This window comes from bacterium, assembly GCA_021372775.1.
Classification (GTDB): Bacteria; Acidobacteriota; Polarisedimenticolia; order J045; family J045; genus JAJFTU01.
In genome coordinates this window covers 1-1,506 of record JAJFTU010000390.1, presented here as the reverse complement: position 1 = coordinate 1,506, position 1,506 = coordinate 1, and the positions used below count along the sequence as shown (strand labels likewise).

General features: G+C 70.0%; 2 protein-coding genes. Both read right to left on the bottom strand.

Going from position 1 to position 1,506, the window contains the following annotated elements; translation table 11 throughout:
• Positions 1–153: 153 nt before the first annotated feature.
• The gene (locus LLG88_13020; GenBank protein MCE5247828.1) at positions 154–1,149 is read right to left on the bottom strand and encodes a hypothetical protein; all 996 of its coding nucleotides are present in this window, start codon (positions 1,147–1,149) and stop codon (positions 154–156) included.
• Positions 1,150–1,281: 132 nt separating this feature from the next.
• On the bottom strand, positions 1,282–1,506 hold a 225-nt coding region (locus tag LLG88_13015), incomplete at its 5' end, for a hypothetical protein (protein ID MCE5247827.1).

Sequence of the window (1,506 nt, the reverse complement as noted above, 5' to 3'; positions counted from 1 at the left end):
GCTTTTCGAGGGCCTTGATCGCGGTTCTCGCGTCGCTCGCGGTCGTGTACGTCTCCGCGTTCACGACGGCGAAGGAACGCATCGTCTCGATGCTGGCGATCGCGTCCGCGGCTCCGGGGACGGACAGCGCGGCGGGGATCATCGGGACGGCGCTCATTCCCCATCCTCCTCATTCTCGAACTGCGGGATCACGTCATCGCACGGCGCGGGTTCCGCGCTCGCGCGGCGGGCCAGCTCGCGGCGAACGCCGATGGCGAGGGCGGGCCAATAGCTGCCCTTGTGCCCCTCGGCCATCTCGCCCAGCGTGCGGAGCTCGGCATCGCTCGTGGTGGCCGACAGGGGCTCGCCGGCGTGCGGGCCGCTCGGCTTGTAGGCGAGGGCGTGGTCCGGGTCGGACGCGATCAACGCCTCCCAGTTGGCGAGGACGCGGCGGGTCCGGCCTTCGCCGGAGGTGATTTCCTTCACGTCGGGGGCGACCGGGGCGGGCGGGGCCGCGCGGCGCTGCTCGTTGTGCGGAGCGATGCGCGGCTCGAACGCGGGCGCGTCCGGTTGTTCGTCGTCTTCCACGTCCTGCGTGAAGACGTCGGACGCGGCGGCGGCGGTGATCGTGCCGTCCACGTAGGCGCGCTTCTTCGCCATCTTGAGCACCGTGTTGTAGGTGTCCGCGATGTCGGGGTTCTCGACGCGACCGCTCACCTGCTCGGCGATGCGCTCGTCGTCATAGGAGAACTCGGTCCCGCAGCCGCCGGCCTTCGCGTAGCAGTACCAGCCGGGCTTTTCGTTCGGCCGGCCCTTGGGCGCGTACTTGCTCCGTTTGAGCGCGTCGCTCCCGCACTCGGGGCACGAGCGACCGCCCTTGCGCCACCGGTACTTGCTTTCCATCGTCGAGCACGATCCGACGCCCTCGGCGACGAACGCGCCGGTGTGGATGGACCGCAGCCGGCAGACGACGCGGACCTCTCGGTGCTCGCCGCCGAGCGGGACGACCTCGACCGTGAACTCGGGCGCGAGCCGCAGCACGAACGCGATGGTTTCCGCGCCGGCCTTGAGCAAGCATTGTTTCGTTCCGCACCCGGGGATCGTGCCGTAGTGCGTGCCATCGACCATCACGCGCTTCATGAGGTCGTGCACGATCCGCGTCTGTTCCACGACGTCATCGACGGAGAGCGCGCCGAACGTGCGCTGGATCCCGCTGTCCCCTCGCAGGACAATCGCCGCTTCCCTCGGAATCTCTTGCGTAGCCATCGTTTCCCCCTTTGCCGCGCCACGCGCGGCTGAATGTCAGTGTCCGAACGCCTGCGCCAGCAGGGCGCCCACCGCGCCGGCGAGGGCCGCGGAGTCGTTGGACGGGGCGGGAGTCGTCGGTGCCGGCTTGGCAGCGTCCGCGTCCTCGTCGTCGTGCTTCGCCGCGCAGTCCGCGCAGATTTCCCGCACCACGTCGTACTCGTCGGGGTCGCTCAGCGGCACCTCGGCCCCGCACTCGGAGCACAGCCACATCTCCCCGGT